This window comes from Rathayibacter agropyri, from assembly GCF_013249015.1.
Taxonomy (GTDB): Bacteria; Actinomycetota; Actinomycetes; order Actinomycetales; family Microbacteriaceae; genus Rathayibacter; species Rathayibacter agropyri.
The window spans coordinates 1-14,911 of record NZ_JABRPL010000002.1; the positions used below are offsets into that span (position 1 = coordinate 1).

The window sequence follows — 14,911 nt, forward strand, 5'->3', positions numbered from 1 at the left end:
GGAACTTCTATTCTCTCAAACGGGAAGCCGATGCCTCTGAGCGACACACCCGAATCAGACCTTATGAATAACGCTCTGAATCTATCCATTACGGAAGAAAAGGCCGAGGTCCTTCGAAGGTATAGGGAGGCGGCTGGTGAGAAGTCTGAGCCGCTTAGCCATGATGCGCTAGCGGCTGTGGCAGGTACGCCCTTGCCGGACTGGGATGATCTTTTGCGAAAGGTGTTAGATGTATCCCCTGGACCCCCCGGAGCAAACATGTACCACCGAGCGGTGCAGGATTTGCTCACAGCGCTCTTCTATCCCGCGCTCGACCATGCTCGGAGGGAGGAGGAGATTCATGAGGGTCGCAAGCGCATCGACATCTTCTTCGCAAACTTAGCTTCTGAGGGATTCTTCTCCTGGGTGAACCGGACGCCAGGAGTTGTGAGCGCCAACGTGGTCGTCGAGTGCAAAAACTACACAAAGGCCGTCGCCAACCCCGAGTATGACCAAATAACGAGTCGATTTGCGACCAGGCGCGGCAACCTTGGGATGCTCCTTTATCGAGGATACGGCCAGGATAAAGCGGAGGTTGTCCAGCACTTTCGAGACGCTGCGCTCGATGGGCGGGGCTTCGTTATTGCTCTGGATGATGAGGACTTGAAGGTGCTGGTGAACGCCCGGAAAGACGGTGAGGAAACTCCTTTCAAGTATCTGCGACAGCGCTTTCTAGAACTGATCTAGCGTGCGCCTGCACCGTTCGATAGAGTCAAGTTGTGAGCGAGAAAGAGGATGACGGCGTGGACCTTGGGGGCGCAGCGCTGGGCGCCGGGGCGTCCGCACTCAACACGGCGACTGGGGAAGTGTCGAAAGGTCTGTCTGCCTTGGTGTACGAGCGATTTAACTTGGTCGCGCGCGCGAAGGGGCGCCACAGCCTAGAAGAATATGAGTTGAAGTACGCAGCCAGGGTAGCCAAGAAGGCGCAGAAGCGTAATCCGAAGGGGGCGCCGTCCCTCCGGGCTGGAACGAAACTATTCGAAGAGTCTCTCCTAGCTGAGAGCGATACTGTATCTGAATACATGTCGGGAATTCTTGCTAGCGCCTCCGATGGCAACGGCGACGACACGAGCGTGAGCTGGACCGCTCTTGCGGCACGACTTTCGTCACTCGACCTTCAAATTCATTACCTGCTGTACGCGTCGGCTCGGACAATCGCAATTCGACACGCTCTCGAATATAACGACTTTATTTTGAATCACTTCGCTTTCACGGCAGCCGACCTCGCAGCGTGTGTGCACCCGGCTCGCACGTTAGATCATGCATCGCTCCTGTCAGCAATGGTGACTCTCGAACGGGAGAACCTAGTACGGGATATCGGTTGGGGCGACGACGTGTCGCGAGTATGGCGTGCTACACAGGACCCGAGTCGCTTCCAGGGGACGACTTTTGTTTTTGCACCCTCAGTGGCAGGGGTCGAGCTGTTGAATTGGGGATTCGGTATGGGCAAAGCTAGTGGAGTGGCCATCCTGACCCCGGAGAATAATTACGCGCCCGTCGATGAGTGGCCACTTCCAGAACGACTTGCTTCGCTGCAATTGACGAATCCACCCGCGACGACGTAAGGGGAGAAGTTGGCTATGACACCTAGCGAGTTGACCAGCGTGGAACAGTCGAACTCGACGTGGACGGCGGGATCGTCTACGTCACGGCCTACCAGGATCGAACCTACGAGGGACGCCGGATCACGCCCGGCCGTCACTACGACGTGACGGTGCAGGGCGACGGTCCCATGCGTTCCTTGGGGTTGATCGACGCAAGCGCCAAGGGGACCTTCTACGCGATCAAGTCCTACAGCGTCGGTACCGGTCCTCTCGGCTCTGGCATCGGCGTCGAGGTCAGGACGTTTGATGAGGCAGTCCGCGCTCTCGTGGGTAGAGCATGAAGGTCAGGGCAGACTTCGACGCGGGATGGGTAGACGCCGCCGACGACCTCGACTCCCTGCCGGAGTGGTTACTGATGCTCGATGACGGCACTGTCGTGTTCATAGAAAAGGTTTCAAGTGTTCAGTGGTCGATCTGCCGGACAGCACCCGACCTCGACCGCATCGGGCCGGACGGGGGATATCCCATTGCGGGCAGGGTCGCCTACCTGAACCGGAGGCCGGATGGTGGATGGGTAGCGCGGATGGAGGAGGACGGCTCCCTTATCTCCAAGCCACAAGCGAGGATCGAGGCTGTCGTCTCTGACCTCCTCAGCCCTCCTAGAGCACCCTCGCTGTAGTAATACGGAGAACACCCCTGCGCGCGAGACAGCCTCAGAGGGCCTTGCATCCCAGCAAACACAAGGGGTCCATCGCGCGGAAGGGCACTTTCGGAGCGACACGCCCGGGCGGACGACTACTTCTGCGCGGCTCCGAGGTACCGGTACACCGTAGCTACGCCGACGCCGAGAATGGATGCAATCTCAGCCTTGGTGTGCTCTCCGGAGTCGTACATGTGCTGAGCAAGCTTGACCTTCTTGTTGTCCAAAGCACGAGGACGGCCACCGGTGCGACCCTGCGCCTTCGCCGCCGCCAGTCCTGCCGAGGTCCGCTCACGGATCGTCTCTCGCTCCAACTCAGCAAAGATGCTGACCATTCCGAGCATGGCCTTCCCTGTCGGCGTGGTCGAGTCCAGTCCCTCAGTGATCGAGCGGAACCCAACCCCCTTTGCGATCAGTGAGTCAATCAGGGTCAAGGTGTTCACGGTGCCACGCCCGAGACGGTCCAGCCGCCATACCAGAAGTACGTCACCCTTCTTCAACCGGTCCAGTGCGAGGTCAAGCTCAGGGCGGCTGGCCTTCATGCCGCTCACGCCGTGATCGACGTAGATGCGTGTAGCTCCCGCTGCTTCGAGCGCGTCCACCTGCATCTGTGCATTCTGGTCCGACGTGCTAACTCGGGCGTAACCGATGACTGATCCCATGGCCTTAGATTATCAAAACCCGTCTCTCAGAACCAGCCTTGACCCCCCACCCGACGCGAGGTTTCGGAATCGAGTTCTGAGAGCCCTGTCGGGGTTGTCCGACGTCGTCGGCGGCTCCGTCAGAAACTTCTCACCAAACCATGGTTTTAGAGAACAGGCATGATGACGACCAGCACGAGGCCTGGCGTGCTGGTCGCCACCCAGGGTCCGGCGCCCCCGACCTCCCCGGAGCGGGCTTGTGGAATCTCCGGGAAGGACGACAGCGCCGGTACTAGTGACCGCGCGGGTCTTTGGGTATTTGAGAGAGCAGCGCGGCCTCCTCCGTGGGCGTCAACAGGACGCGAGCCTTGGGGCCGTAGAGCTTGAGGCCTCCTGCGGGCAACGCCACCGCCACGCCTCTAGGAGTAATTTTAAGTCGGCTTCCGACTGGTATCGGAGCTTCGTAGTTGCCGTAGGGTCGTCGGTGGCGCGTAGAGTGGCAGGAGGATGCGGGCGACGGCACCCTGCGCTCGGTCACCAAGGCCTTCACGAAGAAGGTAGATGCCGAGTACTACGCTGCTGAAGTCACTCGGAAGCTCGGAGAGGGCTTCCTGGCTCCCAGCGCCGACGCGCGTACGGTGGCAGAAGTGGTCGAGTTGTGGCTGGCCTCACGGAAGACACCGACACCAGCCAGCATCAAGCGGTACACCGACAGCATCGACAACTACGTCTTGCCGCGATGGGGTAGTACGAAGCTCTCGAAGGTGACGAGGCCCGACCTCGACCGCTGGGTGTCCGACCTCGCTACAGGCTCCGCTCCGGTCGCGGAAGGGATGATCCCCGCACCTCTAGCTCCAGCCACGATCAAGGCCGTCTGGGTGCCGCTGAGGGCGTCTCTGGCTTACGCGAAGAGGTCGGGCTGGCTCCGCATCGACCCGTCCGAAGGGATCGAACTCCCGAGGGCAGATCGCGAGGACGACGGCCTCGTGAAGGCGCTGGCGTACGCCCAACTCTCCGCACTGGAGGAAGCCGCCGAGGGCGTCGCCGGTAACGTGAGCGACCGCATCATGGTGACGTTCATGGGCACGACCGGCGCGCGCATCGGGGAGGCTGCTGCCCTCCGTGTCGGTCATCTGAACCTTGAGAAGAAGCGAGCGCGCATCTCGTCCACCGTCACGATCGATCTGCAAGGAACCCCGGTGATCGGGAAGGCGAAGCACGGGAGCATCAGGGAGGTTCCGCTCACCGTGAGTCTCGTCAGTGAGTTGAAGCTACTGACCAAGGGCAGGAAGGCGGAGGAGCCCGTCCTCACGTCCGCGAGTGGAGGAGCCCTCAGCGTGGCGAACTGGCGGAATCGAGTGTGGTCCAAGGCGATCAGAGTGGCCGGACTCGACGCCTTCGGCTTCACCCCCCCACAGCCTCCGTCACACCGCGGCGTCTCATGCGATTGCAGCCGGGGCCGACGTGCTCGTCGTCGCGCGGATGCTGGGCCACAGCGACGTGAAGATGACGCTGAACGTGTACGGCCACCTCTTCCCGGACAGGCTGGACGAGGTTGTCGGGGCGATGGAGTCGGCCAGGACGAGAGCACTGACTGAAAGTGCTACTGACTACTTTCTGACCAAGGTACCAAAATAGCCCCGACCTTCGGGCTGTATATGCCGTCTGACCGGGGCTTTCCGTGCACCCCCTCGGACTTGAACCGAGAACCCACTGATTAAGAGTCAGTTGCTCTGCCGATTGAGCTAGAGGTGCGTGGCATACGGCTGAAGGTGCGTGCCGAACCGAGGAGTCACACTACCAGCGGCTCCCCCCTGCCCGTCAAATCGGAGCCGGTGCCGCCGGACCCCGGGTGGAGGCCGCCGGTATCGTGAACCTGTGACCCTGAGCAGCGAGCGCCCGAGCCTCGACGACGACCTCCGCCTCGCCCTCCGCCTCGCGGACGCCGCCGATGCGATCTCGCGTGAGCGGTTCGGTGCGCTGGACCTGATGATCGATACCAAGCCCGACAGCACTCCCGTGACCGACGCCGATCGCGCCGTCGAAGAGGCGATCCGCTCGCTGCTCGCCGCCGAGCGCCCGGACGATTCCATCCGCGGCGAGGAGTTCGGCACGTCGGGCGCTGCCACACGCCAGTGGATCCTCGACCCGATCGACGGAACGGCGCACTTCCTGCGCGGCGTGCCGATCTGGGCGACGCTGATTGCGCTCGCGGTCAACAGCGTCCCCGTGGTCGGAGTGGTGTCCGCTCCCGCGCTCGGCACGCGCTGGTGGGCTGCGGCGGGCTCCGGCGCCTGGGCGGTCGACACACGATCCACCGCCACGGGAGCCGCACCCGCGGGCCTGCCGCGCCGTCTCCGGGTCTCGGGCATCGACACCCTCGCCGAGGCGACCTTCAGCTACAACAGCATTCAGCAGTGGGACGGCGCCGGACGCCTCCCGCAACTGCTCGAACTCGCGCGCACCGTTTGGCGCGACCGCGCCTACGGCGACGCCTGGCCATACATGCTCGTCGCCGAGGGGTTGCTCGACGGCGCGGGCGAATTCGATGTGAAGCCCTACGACCTCGCGGCGCTGGTGCCCATCGTTCAGGAGGCGGGCGGACGCTTCACCTCTGCCGACGGCGAAGACGGCCCCTGGCACGGCAGCGCGATCGCGACCAATGGAGCGCTGCACGACGAGATCCTCGGGATAGTGGCGCGGCGATGAGGAGCAGAGCCGCCGCGCTGGCCGGTGCCGGACTGCTGGTGCTCCTCTCGGGCTGCGCCTCGGTCATCGGCCCAGACGGGCCCGAGGCGGTGCGCGACGACGGCGGCACCGTCGTCACCGCCGGAGTGACCGACGTCTTCGCTCTGCACCGCGGCGACTGCCTACTGGACCCAGGCGACGACGGGATCGATGACGTGGAGGTCGTGCCGTGCGAGCAGGAACACGGGCTCGAGGTCTTCCATTCATTCGTGCAGTCGGGCGACGACTACACGAGCCGCAACACCCTCCTCGCTCAGGCCGAAGCCGGCTGTGAGCCGGAGTTCGGCGCGGTGATGGGGACCGCCTACGGCGACTCGGCCCTGGAGTACCGGGCTCTCGTTCCGTCTGAGGTGAGCTGGCAACACGGCGACCGCACGATCGTCTGCGCGGTCAGCGACCCCGCTGCTGGCGCGACAACGGGCAGTCTGGTCGGCGCCAACCGCTGAGGCTTCGGTGAGGTCAATCCCTCCCTGAACGGATTGACAGCTGAGACGACCGCGAGCACTGTGTGAGGACGACCGGCAGGCGCAAGGGAGCGCGGAGGCCGGCGGCTCGGGAGTCGACATGCAAAACCAGCGCGATCAGGATCCCCTGGAGCGGGCCAGGACGGCCGAACCGCACTGGGGCCCTGCCGACACCGTCGAAACCCGTCTCCGCCGTCAGGCCGCTCTCCTCGCCGCCGCTGACGCAGTCGCCGAGGACGGCCCCGGGGGCCTCTGGTCTCAGTTCCTGCGCGACTACACGCGCGCCGCCGACCGCGTCGTCTCCGTGCACGGCGACACCGAGGCCTCGACCCTGGAGTGGCTGAGGCCGCGTGGAATCATTTCCCTCCTCGTCACCGAGGCCTGCGACGACTCCGACGCCGTCGAACATCTCACGGCCGCCCTGGCCGCGATGAATGCCGTCACGCTCACCCTCGACGAGGAGCGCGCCCGGCGCCTGGAGCGGCTGCTGCGGTCGCTGGCAACGCTGCTGCCCGACGCGTTCGCCGAGCTTCTTCCAGCACCGCACGCGCAGTACCCGGCGGGAGCGGCGACGGCCTTCCTGACACCGGGGCTGCTCTACCGCGACTGGGCTCCACCAACGGCCCTGCCCGGGCACGCTCGAGACGACGACGAGCGCCTCGCGCTGCTGACCCTCTACGGAAGGGTGCGACAGCTCGACGTGCGCGACGACGACCGGTGGTGGAGATGGGGGGAATCGAACCCCCGTCCATCGCTGTGATTCTGCGCCTTCTACGGGTGTAGCCGATGAGAGCGTTCTGCTCGGCCCCGACCGTTACCATCGGCGCATCGGTCGACGGGCCCAGCCCGAGTTCAAGTCCCGCGTCGCCCTCAGGCGTAACGACGCAGCAAGTCCTCTCAATGACGCCAGGATCCGGGGCGAGGACACACCCACGGGCTGACGGACTATCTACTCTGGCTTAGGCAGCGAGAGCGAAGTCGGTGCGCTTCTGTTCGGCACCTGTGTTTTCCAAGGATCGTTAACGAGATAACCTTGGATCCTCGACCCGCTTCTCGCAGTTTCGCAGGCAATGTCGAAACCGATCATCCCCGCGAGCACTCATTGGCCCGGAGGCCGCAGGAGTGGGTCGTCGTCGCACACTGTGGAGTTACGCCGACCAGTCTACCTCAGCTCCGGGCACTCGTCCGGCGGCGCCGCAAGTCGACCAGACCGAGCACTAGAGCGAGTGCGATCAGCCCCAGAGTGACGAGATAGCCGTTGCGGAACGCGTCGTGGTACCGGTCCAGTCCCCCTGTCATCCCCTTCTCGCTCGCCAGGGTGGCGAAGAAGACGGCGGAGGCACAAGCCGTACCGACCGCGGTCCCTACCCGCTGCCCGAGCTGCCCGACCGAGCCCGCGACTCCGCCCTGCTCGGGCGAGATCTCGGCGAGAGTGAGCGTCTGATTCGGCGAGACGACGAATCCGCCGCCGGCGCCCGCGACCAGCATCGCCGCACCCATGCCGTACGCCGCCGTCTCGGCGGGGAGCAGCTCCGCTGCGAGCAGCACCAGCGTAAAACCGACGACCACCAGCACGATCCCCAGCACGACAAGCCCCCGACCGTAGCGCTGCACCAGCTTGCCGCCGTACCAGGCGGTGACCGCCGACGTCAGGGCGAACGGGATGCTGACCATACCCGCGAAAACCGGCTCGAGTCCAAGCCCCTGCTGCAGAAACAGCGTCGTCAGGAGGAAGGTTGCAGGGATCGCCGCGAAATACGATGTCGCGACGAGGATCCCGTTGCGGTAGGAGCTCGTGCGGAAGATCCGGAAATCGATGACCGGAGTGCGGCCCGTAGCGGCGTACTGCGCCTCCCAGCGCACGAAGCCGACGGCTGCCGCGGCGGCGAGCAGGAGCCAGAACCAGCGGTAGGGCGAGTCGCGGGACGAGCCCGTCGTGAGCAAGAACGGCAGCATCAGAGCGAAGATCGCGACAGCGAGCAGCAGGAGGCCAACTGGGTCGAGCGAAGCGTCGCCGCTCGGCTGGTTCCGCCGGCGCGGGATGAGCTTCCAGGCGAAGACGAACGCGGCGATGCCGAGCGGAATGTTCATCCAGAACAGCAGCCTCCAGCCGTCCTCTGCGCCGCCGATCGCGATCAGGAGCCCACCGAGGGTCGGACCGAACGCGGTCGAGACTCCGATGGTTGCGCCGAAAACCCCGAAGGCCCGCGCGCGCTCGGCGCCCGTAAACATCTGTTGCACTAGGCCAAGAACCTGCGGCATCTGGATCCCCGCGGCGACTCCCTGGAGAAAGCGCGCAACGACGAGCATCTCGATCGAGGGAGCGACGGCGCAGAGCAGGCTCGTCACGGTGAACGCCGAGAGCCCGATCAGGAAGAGCAGGCGTCGAGAGCGGATGTCGCCCAAACGCCCCGAAGGGACGAGCGCAAGGCCGAAGGCCAGCGCGTACCCGGCGACGATCAACTGGAGTTGGCTCGCGTCGGCCGAGAGCGAGGCCTCGATGGAGGGGAGACCGACATTGACCTTCGAGAGGTCGAGGATCGTGATCGCGGCAACCGCGACACTCACGGCGAAAGCTCGCCAGCGGGCCTTCTCCTCGACGGCACTCAGGGCGGCGGGTGCGCTGTTCTTCGGAGTGGTCACACTCGCCAGTGTTGCACTGTCCAACAGCCGTGGAATAGAGGGTTGCGCTGCACCCGATGGACACTCCTGGACGGGCGAGTGCCCCGGGGCGTCTACTCCCCGAGACGGCGGCGGGTCGCCATCGCGCGGTCGGCCTCTCGACGATCCTGGCGCTCACGGAGCACCTGGCGCTTGTCGTAGTCCTTCTTGCCCTTCGCCACCGCAAGCTCAACCTTGGCCTTGCCGTCGCTGAAGTAGAGCGACAACGGAATCAGTGTGTACCCGCCCTCCTTCACCTTGTTGTGGATCTTAAGGATCTGCGCCTTGTGCAGCAGCAGCTTCCGCTTCCGGCGGGGCGGGTGATTCGTCCAGGTCCCGTGCGCCCACTCGTTGATGTGGACCGCGTCGAGCCACGCCTCTCCTGCATCCACAAAGGCGTAGCCGTCGACCAGCGAGGCCCGACCGGCCCGCAACGACTTCACCTCGGTGCCGGTGAGCACGAGCCCCGCCTCATAGGTGTCCTCGATGAGGTAGTCGTGGCGCGCCTTGCGATTGGTCGCGACGACCTTCTGTCCCTGTTCTCTGGGCACGGCTGCTCCTCGGGTCGCGAGCGGATGGGTGTCTCACCAGGACGATGCACTGATGGGCTGCCCCGAACGGGACAGCCCATCAGTATACGGATGACCGCGGATCAGACCCGCAGGTACCGGGCGATCGCCACATTCGCCGACACAGCCGAGAGGACGATGCCCACCACGATCAGGATCGGCACAACCAGGATCGCATCGTCGAGGCCGACAAAGGACACGGACTGGATCCGGTCAGCCAAGAAGCCGTGCACGAAGAACTGCACGATCGCGACGATGGCGGCTCCCGAGAGGATCGAGCCGATCAGCGCGGCGAAGACCCCCTCGAGGATGAACGGGGTCTGGATAAACCGGTTCGAGGCTCCCACGAGCCGCATGATGCCCAGCTCCCGTCTCCGCGAGAACGCCGACAGGCGGATCGTGGTGGCGATGAGCAGGACGGCCGCGACGAGCATGAGCACCGCGATGCCGATGGCGGTGTAGCTTGCGGCGTTGAGCGTGGAGAAGATCTGGTCGAGATAGCGCCGCTGGTCGGTGACGCTCTCGACTCCTGAGACGCTGGAGAGGCTCTCGACAATCACGTCGGACTGCGTCGGATCCTTCAGGTTGATCCAAAAGGTCTGGTTGAGCAGGTCCGGAGTGACGTACTCGGCAACCGGGTTGCCCGCGAACTGCGCCTGGAAGTTCGCGTAGGCCTGGTCGTGGTCCTCGAAGTAGGAGCGATCGATGTACGGCGCGAGCGTCTGGCCTGAGAGCTGCGCCTTCACCGCATCGATCTGCTCCTGCGTAGCGTCGGAGCCGCTGCAGTTCGAGCCGCCGGACGTCGCGGTGCACAGGTACACCGCCACCTGCGCCTTGTCGTACCAGAAGTTCTTCATCTGGCCGATCTGCATCTGCAGCAGGATCGCCGTGCCGACGAAGGTGAGGGAGATGAAGGTCACCAGGATCACCGAGATGACCATGGAGACGTTGCGTCGGAGGCCGCCTGCGACCTCCGACCAGATCAATGCGAATCTCACTTGACGGGTCCTACGTTCTGCTCGTCGTCGCCGTTGTCTTCGCTCTCAGCCGCGGGGGCGCGCAGGCCCAGCCGGGCCGCGAGCGACTCCTCGGGCAGGGCGCCTGTATCAGCGGGGAGGAAGATCGGACCGGTCTGGCTCTGGATCTCCACGCGCGGGGCCGCGGGGGCCTCGGTGGCGGGAGCAGGCTCGGGCGTACGCGGGGCGTCAGGGGCGGCGGCGGAGCGGCGTCCCTCGGGGACGCGCGGCTGCGCGCCGGTCTGGCTGAGGCGCGCGGGCTCTGGCACGGCGGCAGGTTCCTCCTGGCGCAGATCTACCTCGGGCACCTCGGCGGGTGCGAGCTCGCTGTCGATCAACGCGGGCGTGGCATACCCGGCGACCGCGTGATCGTCGGCGGCCACCACCACGACGCCATCGTGCACGACGGTGATGCTCTCGGTCTGGCCATAGCCGCCCTGGCTCTCGTCGCGGATAATGCTGCCCGCTGACAGCTCGATGACCCTGCGCTTCATCTGGTCGACAATGCCGGCCTCATGGGTGGCCATGATGACGGTCGTGCCGCCGGCGTTGATCCGCTCGAGCAACGCCATAATTCCGGCGCTGGTCGTCGGGTCGAGGTTGCCTGTCGGCTCGTCCGCCAGCAGGACGGCGGGCTTGTTGACAACCGCGCGGGCGATTGCCACGCGCTGCTGCTCCCCACCTGAGAGCTCGTGCGGAAGACGTGATGCCTTGCCCGCGAGGCCGACCATCTTGAGCGTGTCCGGGACAGCCTCCTGGATATAGCCCTTCGACTTGCCGATCACCTGCAGGCTGAACGCGACGTTGTCAAAGACGGACTTGTTCGGCAGCAGCCGGAAGTCTTGGAACACGACGCCCATGTTGCGGCGGAAATAGGGAACCTTTCGGCTCGAAATCTTGCCGAGGTTCTGGCCGAGCACGTGGATCGACCCGGAGGAGGGGCGCTCTTCCTTGAGGATCAGGCGGAGGCAACTCGATTTACCGGAGCCGGAGGCGCCGACGAGGAAGACGAACTCGCCCCGGAGGATCTCGAGATCGATGGCGTTCAGGGCGGGTCTCGTGCCGCCGCGATACTGCTTGGAGACGTTGTCGAAGCGAATCATGTCGGTACGAGGGTAAGCGACGATTCCGAAGAGTCCACCGAGCAGGCCTGCGGCGCGTCGGTCGCGACTCCCCCGTGGCGCGCTACGCCGACTTGCGCCAGCGGATGCCGGCGGCGATAAACCCGTCGAGATCGCCGTCGAACACGTGCGAAGGGTTGCCCACCTCGTGGTCGGTGCGCAGATCCTTCACCATCTGGTAAGGGGCAAGCACGTAGCTGCGCATCTGGTCACCCCAGCTCGCGGTGATCGTGCCGGCCAACTCCTTTTTGGTGGCCGCCTCCTGCTCCTTCTGGAGCAGCAGCAGGCGGGACTGGAGCACTCGCATCGCGGCGGCTCGGTTCTGAATCTGGCTCTTCTCGTTCTGCATCGAGACCACCGTGCCGGTGGGCAGGTGGGTGATGCGCACGGCGGAGTCGGTGGTGTTCACCGATTGGCCACCCGGGCCGGAGGAGCGGAAGACGTCGACCCGGATGTCATTGTCGGGGATCTCGATCGCCTCGGTCTCCTCCATGAGCGGGATGACCTCGACCGCCGCGAAGGACGTCTGGCGCTTGCCCGCGGCGCCGAAGGGGCTCATGCGCACGAGCCGATGGGTGCCGGCCTCGACCGAGAGCGTGCCGAAGGCGTAGGGGGCGTCGATCTGGAAGGTGGCCGACTTGATGCCCGCCTCCTCCGCATAGCTGGCGTCCATCACGGTCGCCGCGTACTTGTGCTTCTCAGCCCAGCGCAGGTACATGCGCATCAGCATCTCGGCGAAGTCGGAGGCGTCGACGCCGCCCGCTCCGGCTCGGATCGTGACCACGGCGGGGCGGTCGTCGTACTCGCCGTCGAGGAGGGTCTGCACCTCGAGCTCACCCATCACCTTCTGCAGCGCTGTGAGCTCGGCGATCGCCTCCTGCTCGGACTCGGCATCGTCGGCTTCGTTGGCCATCTCGACCAGGACCTCGAGGTCATCCAGGCGGCGGTCGATCGCCGTGATGCGGGCCAGCTCGGACTGCCGGTGGCTGAGGGCGCTGGTGACCTTCTGCGCTCGTGCCGTGTCGTCCCACAGGTCGGGGACGCCCGCCTGCTCGCTCAGATCGGCAATCGTTGCGCGGAGCCCCTCCACGTCGATGACGGAGCGGATATCGGCAAAAGTGGAGCGGAGAGCAGTGATCTGCTCGGTGAAGTCGTTGTCCAGCATGGTGCCCCCAGACTACCGGGGGCCGCTCGCCGTCCCCGGTACCCTGGGGACAGTGACTGACTCCGCACCGCGCCCCTTTCCCGTCGGGCCGCTGCTGCTGTCGACCTTCCTCCCGACCCTTCTGTTCTCGATCGGCGAGGGCGCGATCATCCCGCTCCTCCCCGCCGCCGCTGGCGATCTCGGAGCCACGCTCGCGCTCGCGGGGCTGGTGGCCGGGATGATCATGATCGGCGAGCTGGCAGGTGACATCCCGAGCGGCTGGATCGTCTCGCGGATTGGCGAACGCGGTGCGATGCTCAGCGCCTCTGGGGCGTCGATCCTGGGCCTGGTGGTGTGTGTGCTCTCGACCTCGTGGGTCGGATTGACGCTCGGCGTGTTCGTGATCGGTCTCGCGACCGCGGTCTTCGCGCTGGCTCGACACGCGTTCATGACCTCATTCGTGCCCGTCAGCCATCGGGCGCGGGCACTGAGCGCTCTGGCAGGAGCATTCCGTGCAGGCTGGCTCATCGGGCCGTTCCTCGCTGCGGGAGTGGTGCACCTCACCGGTTCCATCGAGTCGGTGTTCTGGGTGCACATCCTCTGCTGCATCGCGGCGGTCGTCGTGCTGCTGCTGGTGCCCGATCCGGCGACGGTTCTGCGGCGGGCGCAGGCGGCGGTGCCGGATGCCGTGGCGCTCGATCCGGTCCCGGAGTCGGCCCAGTCACTCCTCGCCACGTTGCGAGAGCACCGCGGAGTGCTCGCCAGGATGGGCTCTGGTGCAGCCATGATCGGCGCCCTGCGCGCGAGCCGCACGCTGATCCTCCCCCTCTGGGCGGTCAGCATCGGGCTGGCCGAGACGGACACGGCGATCATTATCGGTGTCGCCGGAGCCCTCGACTTCGCGCTTTTCTACGCTGGCGGCCAGCTGATGGATCGCTTCGGACGGGGAGCCACCGCGATCCCTTCGATGATCGGGCTCGGACTCGGCCACCTCGCGCTCGCCGCCTCCGTCTTCGCCGCCGATCCCGTGCCCTGGTTCGTCGCTGTGGCGTGCGTGCTCGCGGCGGCGAACGGGATCGGCTCGGGCATTCTGATGACGATCGGGGCCGACCTCGCGCCGCAGGCCGACCCCGCCCCGTTCCTCGGCGCGTTCCGCTTCACCGGTGACGCGGGCAACGCCGCCGCGCCGATCGTCGTCTCGGCGCTCACCGCCGCCGTGTCGCTCCCCTTCGCCGCGGTCGCAATGGGCGTGCTCGGACTCGCGGGAGCCGGGGCCCTCTCCCGCTGGATAGCGCGCTATCTGCCGCCTGGCGCTTCCCGCGGCTGACACGGGCAGACGGCCTTCTACACTGGAGCGCGCACGCGGGAGTGGTGAAATGGCAGACACGCAGGATTTAGGTTCCTGTGCCGAGAGGCGTGAGGGTTCGAGTCCCTCCTTCCGCACGGTATCGCCGAGTACGCTGAGCGCGCTCGCGCTGCCCGTCGACCGGCCGCTCGACACCGATCGACTGGAGACCCGTTGACACAGACCGCCCTCGTCGCCTGGCTCGACCCAGAGACGATCCTCACCTCATTCGGCCCGTGGGGCGTTCTCGTGGTGTGCCTCATCGTCTTCGCCGAGACGGGACTGCTGATCGGCTTCCTGTTCCCGGGCGACACCCTCCTCATCATCACGGGCCTGCTGGCTCACGAGAGCGCTTCCAACGGCGGTCTGGGCGTGCCGATCTGGCTCATCTGCCTGGCCATCGGCCTCTCGGCCTTCATCGGCGGCGAGGTCGGCTACCTCATCGGGCACAAGGCCGGCCCGCGCATTTTCGAGCGCAAGGAGTCAGGCTTCTTCAGCATCGAGAACGTCAAGCGCACCAACGTGTTCTTCGAGCGCTTCGGCGGATTGGCCGTGGTCCTCGCTCGCTTCGTGCCCATCGTCCGCACCTTCGCGCCGATCGCGGCCGGCGTCGCGCACATGAACTACCGCAGATACAGCCTCTACAACCTGATCGGCGCGCTGATCTGGGGCAGCGGCGTGACGCTGATCGGCTGGTTGCTGGCTTTCATCCCGCCGGTCGCGCAGTTCGTCTCGCACTACATCGACGTCATCCTGCTCAGCGCCGTGGGCCTCGCCGTGATCCCGACGGTCTTCCACTTCTTCCAGCAGCGCCACCGGGCGAAGCTCGCCGCCGACCCCGAGACCGACTCCACGGAATCAGCTGCCTACGTCCTCGACGCCGACACCCTCGACGGCAAACACCCGCACTCCTAACCTG

At 65.5% G+C, this 14,911-nt stretch carries 16 protein-coding genes, 2 tRNA genes, 1 other RNA gene and 1 pseudogene; 12 read left to right on the plus strand and 8 right to left on the minus strand.

The features are described from left to right. From HRF29_RS05580 to HRF29_RS05595, 4 genes are all read left to right on the plus strand, one after another. Positions 1-726: hypothetical protein (locus HRF29_RS05580; RefSeq protein ID WP_222929605.1), on the plus strand; the 726-nt coding region annotated here is incomplete at its 5' end. A gap of 32 nt (positions 727-758) precedes the next feature. Further along, positions 759-1,604 carry a hypothetical protein gene (locus HRF29_RS05585; RefSeq protein ID WP_173246049.1) on the plus strand — a complete coding sequence of 282 codons (846 nt, stop codon included), beginning with the start codon at positions 759-761 and terminating at the stop codon, positions 1,602-1,604. 59 nt (positions 1,605-1,663) lie between these two features. After that, complete coding sequence (locus HRF29_RS05590) at positions 1,664-1,924, plus strand: hypothetical protein (RefSeq protein WP_173246052.1); 261 nt, start codon at positions 1,664-1,666, stop codon at positions 1,922-1,924. Then, a complete protein-coding gene (locus HRF29_RS05595; RefSeq protein WP_173246055.1) occupies positions 1,921-2,262 on the plus strand; it encodes a hypothetical protein in 342 nt (113 codons plus the stop codon). The genes HRF29_RS05590 and HRF29_RS05595 overlap by 4 nt, the downstream gene beginning before the upstream one ends. A 116-nt stretch (positions 2,263-2,378) precedes the next feature. Here HRF29_RS05595 and HRF29_RS05600 read toward each other — a convergent pair whose 3' ends face one another. Continuing rightward, on the minus strand, positions 2,379-2,945 hold the full coding sequence (locus tag HRF29_RS05600; RefSeq protein WP_173246057.1) for a recombinase family protein: 567 nt from the start codon (positions 2,943-2,945) through the stop codon (positions 2,379-2,381). A gap of 626 nt (positions 2,946-3,571) precedes the next feature. Here HRF29_RS05600 and HRF29_RS05605 point away from each other — a divergent pair. Next, a pseudogene (locus tag HRF29_RS05605) lies at positions 3,572-4,255 on the plus strand (tyrosine-type recombinase/integrase); the annotation flags it as partial. A gap of 133 nt (positions 4,256-4,388) precedes the next feature. Then, the gene (locus HRF29_RS15125) at positions 4,389-4,562 is read left to right on the plus strand and encodes a hypothetical protein (RefSeq protein ID WP_343043663.1); all 174 of its coding nucleotides are present in this window, start codon (positions 4,389-4,391) and stop codon (positions 4,560-4,562) included. Between the two features lie 44 nt (positions 4,563-4,606). Here the strand turns inward: HRF29_RS15125 and HRF29_RS05610 are convergent. Continuing rightward, a tRNA-Lys gene (locus HRF29_RS05610) sits at positions 4,607-4,679 on the minus strand. Between the two features lie 129 nt (positions 4,680-4,808). Between HRF29_RS05610 and HRF29_RS05615 the strand changes: the two genes are divergently transcribed. The 3 genes from HRF29_RS05615 to HRF29_RS05625 all read left to right on the plus strand — a co-directional run bounded on the left by HRF29_RS05615 (position 4,809) and on the right by HRF29_RS05625 (position 6,896). After that, positions 4,809-5,633 carry an inositol monophosphatase family protein gene (locus HRF29_RS05615; RefSeq protein ID WP_173247622.1) on the plus strand — a complete coding sequence of 275 codons (825 nt, stop codon included), beginning with the start codon at positions 4,809-4,811 and terminating at the stop codon, positions 5,631-5,633. Further along, positions 5,630-6,118 (plus strand): septum formation family protein, encoded by a 489-nt coding sequence (locus HRF29_RS05620; RefSeq protein WP_173246065.1) that lies wholly within the window; start codon positions 5,630-5,632, stop codon positions 6,116-6,118. Before HRF29_RS05615 ends, HRF29_RS05620 begins: the two co-directional genes overlap by 4 nt. A gap of 118 nt (positions 6,119-6,236) precedes the next feature. Then, a complete protein-coding gene (locus HRF29_RS05625; RefSeq protein WP_173246069.1) occupies positions 6,237-6,896 on the plus strand; it encodes a hypothetical protein in 660 nt (219 codons plus the stop codon). Here the strand turns inward: HRF29_RS05625 and ssrA are convergent. The 6 genes from ssrA to prfB all read right to left on the minus strand — a co-directional run bounded on the left by ssrA (position 6,855) and on the right by prfB (position 12,668). After that, positions 6,855-7,227, minus strand: a transfer-messenger RNA (tmRNA) gene (gene ssrA, locus HRF29_RS05630). The genes HRF29_RS05625 and ssrA overlap by 42 nt on opposite strands. 76 nt (positions 7,228-7,303) lie before the next feature. Then, positions 7,304-8,779 (minus strand): MFS transporter, encoded by a 1,476-nt coding sequence (locus HRF29_RS05635; RefSeq protein ID WP_173246071.1) that lies wholly within the window; start codon positions 8,777-8,779, stop codon positions 7,304-7,306. A 92-nt stretch (positions 8,780-8,871) separates the two neighbouring features. Then, complete coding sequence (gene smpB / locus HRF29_RS05640) at positions 8,872-9,348, minus strand: SsrA-binding protein SmpB (protein ID WP_104263848.1); 477 nt, start codon at positions 9,346-9,348, stop codon at positions 8,872-8,874. Between the two features lie 101 nt (positions 9,349-9,449). Beyond that, the gene (gene ftsX / locus HRF29_RS05645) at positions 9,450-10,364 is read right to left on the minus strand and encodes a permease-like cell division protein FtsX (RefSeq protein WP_173246074.1); all 915 of its coding nucleotides are present in this window, start codon (positions 10,362-10,364) and stop codon (positions 9,450-9,452) included. After that, complete coding sequence (ftsE, locus tag HRF29_RS05650) at positions 10,361-11,485, minus strand: cell division ATP-binding protein FtsE (protein WP_173246077.1); 1,125 nt, start codon at positions 11,483-11,485, stop codon at positions 10,361-10,363. Before ftsE ends, ftsX begins: the two co-directional genes overlap by 4 nt. An 82-nt stretch (positions 11,486-11,567) precedes the next feature. Next, positions 11,568-12,668: a peptide chain release factor 2 gene (gene prfB, locus HRF29_RS05655; RefSeq protein WP_173246080.1), complete on the minus strand. Its 1,101-nt coding sequence runs from the start codon at positions 12,666-12,668 to the stop codon at positions 11,568-11,570. Positions 12,669-12,720: 52 nt separating this feature from the next. Here prfB and HRF29_RS05660 point away from each other — a divergent pair, with 52 nt between their 5' ends. The 3 genes from HRF29_RS05660 to HRF29_RS05670 all read left to right on the plus strand — a co-directional run bounded on the left by HRF29_RS05660 (position 12,721) and on the right by HRF29_RS05670 (position 14,907). After that, the gene (locus tag HRF29_RS05660) at positions 12,721-13,974 is read left to right on the plus strand and encodes an MFS transporter (protein WP_343043664.1); all 1,254 of its coding nucleotides are present in this window, start codon (positions 12,721-12,723) and stop codon (positions 13,972-13,974) included. Positions 13,975-14,009: 35 nt separating this feature from the next. After that, a tRNA-Leu gene (locus HRF29_RS05665) sits at positions 14,010-14,090 on the plus strand. 76 nt (positions 14,091-14,166) lie between these two features. Continuing rightward, positions 14,167-14,907, plus strand: a complete 741-nt coding sequence (locus HRF29_RS05670) for a DedA family protein (protein WP_173246086.1) — start codon at positions 14,167-14,169, stop codon at positions 14,905-14,907. The last annotated feature ends 4 nt before the right edge of the window (positions 14,908-14,911 follow it).

What these genes read in the sequence shown, in the direction of transcription:
- prfB (WP_173246080.1), bottom strand. Translation starts at nt 12,668, where the DNA reads ATGCTGGACAACGACTTCACCGAGCAGATCACTGCTCTCCGCTCCACT.
- HRF29_RS05620 (WP_173246065.1), top strand. Translation starts at nt 5,630, where the DNA reads ATGAGGAGCAGAGCCGCCGCGCTGGCCGGTGCCGGACTGCTGGTGCTC.
- HRF29_RS05625 (WP_173246069.1), top strand. Translation starts at nt 6,237, where the DNA reads ATGCAAAACCAGCGCGATCAGGATCCCCTGGAGCGGGCCAGGACGGCC.
- ftsE (WP_173246077.1), bottom strand. Translation starts at nt 11,485, where the DNA reads ATGATTCGCTTCGACAACGTCTCCAAGCAGTATCGCGGCGGCACGAGA.
- HRF29_RS05595 (WP_173246055.1), top strand. Translation starts at nt 1,921, where the DNA reads ATGAAGGTCAGGGCAGACTTCGACGCGGGATGGGTAGACGCCGCCGAC.
- HRF29_RS05600 (WP_173246057.1), bottom strand. Translation starts at nt 2,945, where the DNA reads ATGGGATCAGTCATCGGTTACGCCCGAGTTAGCACGTCGGACCAGAAT.